A 6,484-nucleotide genomic window follows, 5' to 3' on the forward strand; every position below is an offset into this window, starting at 1 on the left:
AAAGATTGACCGAGTACAGATTCTTCGGGCATGGTGGGCGGCATGACCGAGACCCAACGCAAAGTCGGCTTCGTCGTCTGCCTCGTCACGATCGTGCTGGCCCTGCTGGATCTGCAGATCGTCTCCGCGGCCACCGTCCCGATCGTCCGCGACCTCGACCCCGAGCACGGCATCGACAAGATCCCGTGGCTGGTCAGCGCCTACGCGCTGGCGTCGGCGGCGATGCTGCCGCTGTACGGGAAACTGTGCGACGTCCTCGGCCCCAAGCGGGTGTTCACCGGCGCGATCGCCACCTTCCTGGTGGGCTCCGCGCTGTGCGGGGCCGCGCGGTCCATGGGCGAGCTGATCGCCGCCCGCGCACTCCAGGGCCTGGGCGGGGGCGGGCTCATGAGCGTGACCATGGTGGTGATCGCCCACCTCAAGGGACCCGGGGAGAAGAAGGGCAAGGGCACCAACATCGGCGGACTCGTCGCCGGCGGAGCCATGGCGATCGGCCCCTGGATCGGCGGCCTGCTGGCAGACCACGCGAACTGGCGCTGGATCTTCTACGTCAACCTGCCGGTCGGCCTGGCCGTCCTCACCGCCGCCGCCCTCGCCCTGCAACTCCCCGAGCGCCCTGTGCGCCGCCCGATCGACTACGCGGGAGCCGCGCTCGCGGCGGCCTTCTCCAGCGCGCTGCTGCTGGTGACGGACTGGGGCGGCAAGCGGTACGCCTGGTCGTCGCCGGTCGTGCTCGGTCTCGCCCTGGCGGCCGCCGTGGCGCTCGCCCTGTTCCTGTGGCGGCAGCTGCGCGCGCCCGAACCGGTGCTCCCGCTCTCCCTGTTCCGGGTCCCCGAGCTGCGCCTGGGCTTCGCCGTCCAGGCGATCACGGGCGGCGCGATGATGTGCGCGATCTACTACGTCCTCATCTACTTGCAGGTCACGCGCGGTGTCACCAGCTCCTCGGCGGGCCTCTACCTGGTCCCGATGACGCTCGGCCTGACCCTGTCCGGCTCGCTCACCGGCCCGCTCTCCGCTCGCGGCTGGTCGGCGCGCACCTTCACCGTCAGCGGCACCGCCACCACCGCGCTCGCCTTCGTCCTGCTCGCCACGACCATCGGTCCCCACACGTCCCTGTGGCTGGTCCGCGGCGAACTCCTGCTGGCCGGCGCCGGGTTCGGTCAGCTCGTCGGCCAGCTGATCCTGCTGGTCCAGGACGCCGCCCCGCGCCACCAGCTCGGCGTCGCCACCACCGGCATCCGCTTCTTCCAGACTCTCGGCAACGCCCTGGGCACGGCCGTCTTCGGCACCGTCCTGACCCGCCTGTACGCCACCCACGGCCCCGGCGGCGACGTCACCGCCCTGACGGCACTGACCGGCACGGCCCGCACCGACGGCGTCCACGCCTTCGTCGACGCCACCCAGGTGGTGTTCTGGGGCGGGGCCGCGCTGATGGCCCTTGCCGCCCTGCTGGCGCTCCGCCTGCCCAGGCCCCGCCCGTCGGCCGCGACCGCACTCCACCGGGACTCCATGCCGGCCAATACATGTACATCTGCTACATTCATGACATGAGTGAGCCAGTGATTGAATCAATGGCCGAGGTGCGCGGCCACCTCGCCGACGTCATCGATCGTGCTCGCCGAGAGGACACCCCGACGATCATCACGCGGCGCGGCAAGCAGGAGGCCGTTGTGATCGATATCCAGGAGTACGAGCGCCTGCGCCGGATCGCTGAAGACGCCGAGGACGCATGGCTGAACGGACTGGCTGACGAAGCCGAGTCCGAGGGGACGGAAGGATCTGTCTCCCTCGAAGAGATGGCCGCGTTGCTGCGCGACCGTCAGGGCTGACCATGGGATACGTCACACGCTTCACGCCACACGCCCAGCGGGACATGCTCAAGATCCCGCGCCCGGACGCCCTGCGTGTCCTGTATCGCCTCACCGAGCTCCAGAAGGCGATGGACGCGGACGACACGACGGCGCTCGACATCAAGGCCCTCCAAGGCCACAACGCCCGCTGGCGGCTCAGGGTCGGCGATTACCGCGTCGTCTACACCGTCGAGGACGGTCAGCTCGTCGTGTGGGTCCTGACCGTCGGCAATCGCCGCGACGTCTACCGCCAGGTTCCCTAGGCCGGAACACGAAGGCCCCGCTCGTCATCGACGAGCGGGGCCTTCGGCGTCGTACGGCGGCTGGTGCGTCGGCTCAGGCGAGCAGCGCGGGGATCGTGGCCTCGTGGGCCTCGCGCAGCTCGGCGAGCGTCAGCTCGAACTCGCCCTGGACCTCGACCGTGTCCCCGTCGACGACACCGACGCGGGTGACGGGCAGGCCGCGGGCGCCGCACATGTCGTTGAAGCGGACCTCCTCCGAGCGCGGCACGGCGACGATCGCGCGGCCGGCCGACTCCGAGAGCAGGAAGGTGAACGCGTCCAGGCCGTCGGGGACGACCAGACGGGCGCCCTTGCCGCCCAGCAGGGCGGACTCCACGACCGCCTGGATCAGGCCGCCGTCGGACAGGTCGTGCGCGGAGTCGATCATGCCGTCGCGGGAGGCGGAGATCAGGATCTCGGCCAGCAGGCGTTCCCGCTCCAGGTCCACCTTCGGGGGCAGACCGCCCAGGTGGTCGTGGACCACCTGCGACCAGGCCGAGCCGCCGAACTCCTCGCGGGTGTCGCCGAGGAGGTAGAGCAGCTGGCCCTCCTCCTGGAAGGCGACCGGGGTGCGCCGGGCCACGTCGTCGATCACACCGAGGACGGCGACCACCGGGGTCGGGTGGATGGCGGCCTCGCCCGTCTGGTTGTAGAGCGAGACATTGCCGCCGGTCACCGGGGTGCCCAGCTGCTGGCAACCGTCCGCCAGACCGCGCACGGCCTCCACGAACTGCCACATGACCGCCGGGTCCTCGGGCGAGCCGAAGTTCAGACAGTCGGAGACCGCCAGCGGCTTGGCACCGGTCGTGGCCACGTTGCGGTAGGCCTCGGCCAGCGCCAGCTGCGCGCCCGTGTACGGGTCGAGCTTGGCGTAGCGGCCGTTGCCGTCCGTGGCGAGGGCGACGCCGAGACCGGTCTTCTCGTCGATCCGGATCATGCCGGAGTCCTCGGGCATGGCCAGGACGGTGTTGCCCTGCACGAAGTGGTCGTACTGCTGGGTGATCCACTTCTTGGACGCCTGGTTCGGCGACGCCACCAGCTTCAGGACCTGCGCCTTGAGCTCCTCGGCGGTCTCCGGGCGCGGCAGCTTGTTCGCGTCGTCGGCCTGGAGGGCGTCCTGCCACTCCGGGCGGGCGTACGGGCGCTCGTAGACCGGGCCCTCGTGCGCGACCGTGCGCGGGTCGACCTCGACGATCTTGCCGCCGTGCCAGAAGATCTCCAGCCGGTCGCCGTCGGTCACCTCACCGATGACGGTGGCGATGACGTCCCACTTCGCGCAGATCTCCAGGAACCGGTCGACCTTCTCCGGCTCGACGACCGCGCACATGCGCTCCTGCGACTCGCTCATGAGGATCTCCTCGGGCGAGAGCGTGGAGTCGCGCAGGGGGACGTCGTCCAGGGTGACGCGCATGCCGCCGGAGCCGTTGGAGGCCAGCTCGGACGTGGCGCAGGACAGGCCCGCCGCGCCCAGGTCCTGGATGCCGACGACCAGCTTCTCGGCGAACGCCTCCAGGGTGCACTCGATGAGGAGCTTCTCCTGGAAGGGGTCGCCGACCTGGACGGCGGGGCGCTTGGACGGCTTGGCGTCGTCGAACGTCTCGCTCGCCAGGATCGACGCGCCGCCGATGCCGTCGCCGCCGGTCCGGGCGCCGTAGAGGATGACCTTGTTGCCGGCGCCGGAGGCCTTGGCGAGGTGGATGTCCTCGTGCCGCATCACACCGACGCAGCCCGCGTTGACCAGCGGGTTGCCCTGGTAGCAGGCGTCGAAGACGACCTCGCCGCCGATGTTGGGCAGGCCCAGGCAGTTGCCGTAGCCGCCGATGCCGGCGACGACGCCCGGCAGGACGCGCTTGGTGTCCGGGTGGTCGGCGGCGCCGAAGCGCAGCGGGTCGACCACCGCCACCGGGCGCGCGCCCATCGCGATGATGTCGCGCACGATGCCGCCGACACCGGTCGCGGCGCCCTGGTAGGGCTCCACGTACGACGGGTGGTTGTGCGACTCCACCTTGAAGGTGACGGCGTAGCCCTGGCCGACGTCGACGACACCGGCGTTCTCACCGATGCCGACGAGCAGCGCGTCGTTCTCGGGGGCCTTCTCGCCGAACTGGCGGAGGTGGATCTTGGAGGACTTGTACGAGCAGTGCTCGGACCACATCACCGAGTACATGGCGAGCTCGGCGCCGGTGGGGCGGCGGCCCAGGATCTCGACGATCCGCTCGTACTCGTCCTTCTTCAGGCCGAGTTCGGCCCAGGGCAGCTCGACGTCGGGGGTCGCGGCCGCGTGCTCGACCGTGTCCAGAGGCGTCCTGCTCATGCGTTGACCAGCTTCTTCAGGATCGAGGTGAAGAACGGCAGGCCGTCGGTGCGGCCGGTGCCGATCAGCGGCTCGGTGGCGTGCTCGGGGTGCGGCATGAGGCCGACGACGTTCCCGGCCTCGTTGGTGATGCCGGCGATGTCCCGCAGCGAACCGTTGGGGTTGACGTCCAGGTAACGGAAGACCACGCGGCCCTCCGCCTCCAGCTTGTCGAGCGTGTACTCGTCGGCGACGTACCGGCCGTCCATGTTCTTCAGGGGGACGAAGATCTCCTGGCCCTCGCTGTAGTCGCTGGTCCAGGCCGTGGCGGCGTTCTCCACCCGCAGCTTCTGGTCGCGGCAGATGAAGTGCAGGTGGTCGTTGCCGAGCATGGCGCCCGGGAGGAGATGGGCCTCGGTGAGCACCTGGAAGCCGTTGCAGATGCCGAGAACCGGCAGTCCGGCCTTCGCCTGCTCGATGACGGTCTCCATCACCGGCGAGAAGCGGGAGATGGCGCCGGCCCGCAGATAGTCGCCATAGGAGAAACCGCCGGGCAGCACCACGGCGTCGACCTGCTTGAGGTCCTTGTCCTTGTGCCACAGCGCGACCGGTTCGGCACCCGCGAGGCGGATCGCGCGCTGGGTGTCCCGGTCGTCGAGACTGCCCGGGAAAGTGACGACGCCAATACGAGCGGTCACTTCGCGGCCCCCGCGGCTACGTCATCGGACTCGACCTTCACGGAGAAGTCCTCGATCACGGTGTTGGCGAGGAAGGATTCGGCAAGATCGTGAATGCGGGCGAGCGCGGCCTCGTCGACAGGCCCGTCCACTTCCAGTTCGAATCGCTTTCCCTGACGTACGTCGGAGATGCCGTCGAAACCCAGGCGCGGCAGTGCGCGCTGCACCGCCTGGCCCTGGGGGTCGAGGATCTCCGGCTTGAGCATGACGTCGACTACGACGCGTGCCACTGGCACTCCCGGTGTGTGGTGCTGAGCAGGTCCCTTCAGACTACCCGCACAAAATTTCTACGCGAGTAGACTTGTAGGAAGCCACGTGACGGCCGTCACGGTCGGCCTTCGGCCGGGAGTGTTGTGAAAAGTTCTGGGAAAGTTCGGCGTTCCCCACTGGACAGCGGTATTGAACCGGGACACGCGGAGAGATTTAGTCGGGGCTTCACTTCGCAATGCCCGGCACTGTACAAATGAATTGGCAACAGCCGATACTTTTCCGATAACAGGCGGACAGCCGACATCTCCGAACATCTCCACATGTCCCGAAGGTCATGACGGAGCAGGTGGGCGCAGAGGTGTCGCACGAAGGGACCGATATTCGTGGCGCAGCGTGTCGTGGTCACTCTCTTTGACGACATCGACGGCTCGGAAGCGGCGGAGACGATCGCCTTCGGACTCGACGGCAAGTTCTACGAGATCGACCTGAACCAAGCCAATGCCAAGAAACTGCGTAAGGCGCTCGCGCCGTACGTGGAGGCGGGCCGCAAGAGGTCGCGGTCGGGCAAGGCGTACCGGCAGACGGAGGTCGCCCCCGACCCCGCGGCCGTCCGGGCCTGGGCCCAGGCCAACAAGATGGACGTGCCGGCGCGCGGCCGCATCCCCAAGAAGGTCTACGAGGCGTTCAGCGCGGCCCAGTGACGAGCGGGGCAGGGCGGGGGCAGCGCGCGGGCGGGCGCGGCGACGGGTGGGCCGGGCTCCGGAGGAGGCCCCAGGGTCCGTCAGCGGGCCCTGGACGCAGCCGACTTGCGCAACCCCCCTGTTGATCAGCTAATGTCTGGAGCGCGCCGAGGGGCGAGGCCGAAAGGCCGAGACCCACGGAGTGCATGCGGGTGTAGTTCAGTAGCAGAACATCCTCCTTCCAGGGGGAAGGCGCAGTGTGCGATTCCTGTCACCCGCTCTGCACCGCCGGTCCCGACCACTCTTGTGGATCAGGTAGGCTGGTGCTCGCACCGATCGGTGGGAGCCGGTCGGAGGCAATGCGGACGTAGCTCAGTTGGTAGAGCGCAACCTTGCCAAGGTTGAGGTCGCGAGTTCGAGCCTCGTCGTCCGC

7 protein-coding genes and 2 tRNA genes are annotated in these 6,484 nt (G+C 69.0%); 6 read left to right on the forward strand and 3 right to left on the reverse strand.

Features of this window, described 5'->3' with window-relative positions; all coding sequences use genetic code 11:
• The first annotated feature begins 42 nt into the window (after window positions 1-42).
• Genes IE318_RS35350 through IE318_RS35360 form a run of 3 tightly spaced genes read left to right on the forward strand, consistent with a single transcriptional unit; the run spans window position 43 to window position 2,113 of the window.
• On the forward strand, window positions 43-1,551 hold the full coding sequence (locus IE318_RS35350; protein ID WP_189906933.1) for an MFS transporter: 1,509 nt from the start codon (window positions 43-45) through the stop codon (window positions 1,549-1,551).
• Window positions 1,548-1,829 carry a type II toxin-antitoxin system Phd/YefM family antitoxin gene (locus tag IE318_RS35355; protein WP_229903960.1) on the forward strand — a complete coding sequence of 94 codons (282 nt, stop codon included), beginning with the start codon at window positions 1,548-1,550 and terminating at the stop codon, window positions 1,827-1,829. Before IE318_RS35350 ends, IE318_RS35355 begins: the two co-directional genes overlap by 4 nt.
• Window positions 1,830-1,831: 2 nt before the next feature.
• Window positions 1,832-2,113: a type II toxin-antitoxin system RelE family toxin gene (locus tag IE318_RS35360; RefSeq protein ID WP_189906934.1), complete on the forward strand. Its 282-nt coding sequence runs from the start codon at window positions 1,832-1,834 to the stop codon at window positions 2,111-2,113.
• A 73-nt stretch (window positions 2,114-2,186) separates the two neighbouring features.
• On the opposite strand, the gene purL is transcribed toward IE318_RS35360, so the two are convergent.
• From purL to purS, 3 genes are read right to left on the reverse strand one after another with little or no spacing between them, the layout of a single operon-like run.
• Window positions 2,187-4,445 carry a phosphoribosylformylglycinamidine synthase subunit PurL gene (purL, locus tag IE318_RS35365; RefSeq protein WP_189906935.1) on the reverse strand — a complete coding sequence of 753 codons (2,259 nt, stop codon included), beginning with the start codon at window positions 4,443-4,445 and terminating at the stop codon, window positions 2,187-2,189.
• Window positions 4,442-5,122 carry a phosphoribosylformylglycinamidine synthase subunit PurQ gene (gene purQ, locus IE318_RS35370; RefSeq protein ID WP_189906937.1) on the reverse strand — a complete coding sequence of 227 codons (681 nt, stop codon included), beginning with the start codon at window positions 5,120-5,122 and terminating at the stop codon, window positions 4,442-4,444. Before purQ ends, purL begins: the two co-directional genes overlap by 4 nt.
• Window positions 5,119-5,391, reverse strand: a complete 273-nt coding sequence (purS, locus tag IE318_RS35375; RefSeq protein ID WP_030183856.1) for a phosphoribosylformylglycinamidine synthase subunit PurS — start codon at window positions 5,389-5,391, stop codon at window positions 5,119-5,121. Before purS ends, purQ begins: the two co-directional genes overlap by 4 nt.
• Window positions 5,392-5,754: 363 nt before the next feature.
• Between purS and IE318_RS35380 the strand changes: the two genes are divergently transcribed.
• The 3 genes from IE318_RS35380 (at window position 5,755) to IE318_RS35390 (ending at window position 6,484) form a co-directional block, all read left to right on the forward strand.
• Window positions 5,755-6,072: a histone-like nucleoid-structuring protein Lsr2 gene (locus tag IE318_RS35380; RefSeq protein ID WP_028421372.1), complete on the forward strand. Its 318-nt coding sequence runs from the start codon at window positions 5,755-5,757 to the stop codon at window positions 6,070-6,072.
• A gap of 187 nt (window positions 6,073-6,259) precedes the next feature.
• A tRNA-Gly gene (locus IE318_RS35385) sits at window positions 6,260-6,331 on the forward strand.
• An 81-nt stretch (window positions 6,332-6,412) separates the two neighbouring features.
• A tRNA-Gly gene (locus IE318_RS35390) sits at window positions 6,413-6,484 on the forward strand.

Origin of the sequence: Streptomyces spiralis (assembly GCF_014654675.1) — a bacterium.
Taxonomy (GTDB): Bacteria; Actinomycetota; Actinomycetes; order Streptomycetales; family Streptomycetaceae; genus Streptomyces; species Streptomyces spiralis.

Bases quoted from the DNA above. Each gene is read 5' to 3' on its own strand.
- IE318_RS35350 (WP_189906933.1), top strand. From the start codon at position 43: ATGACCGAGACCCAACGCAAAGTCGGCTTCGTCGTCTGCCTCGTCACG.
- IE318_RS35355 (WP_229903960.1), top strand. From the start codon at position 1,548: ATGAGTGAGCCAGTGATTGAATCAATGGCCGAGGTGCGCGGCCACCTC.
- IE318_RS35360 (WP_189906934.1), top strand. From the start codon at position 1,832: ATGGGATACGTCACACGCTTCACGCCACACGCCCAGCGGGACATGCTC.
- purL (WP_189906935.1), bottom strand. From the start codon at position 4,445: ATGAGCAGGACGCCTCTGGACACGGTCGAGCACGCGGCCGCGACCCCC.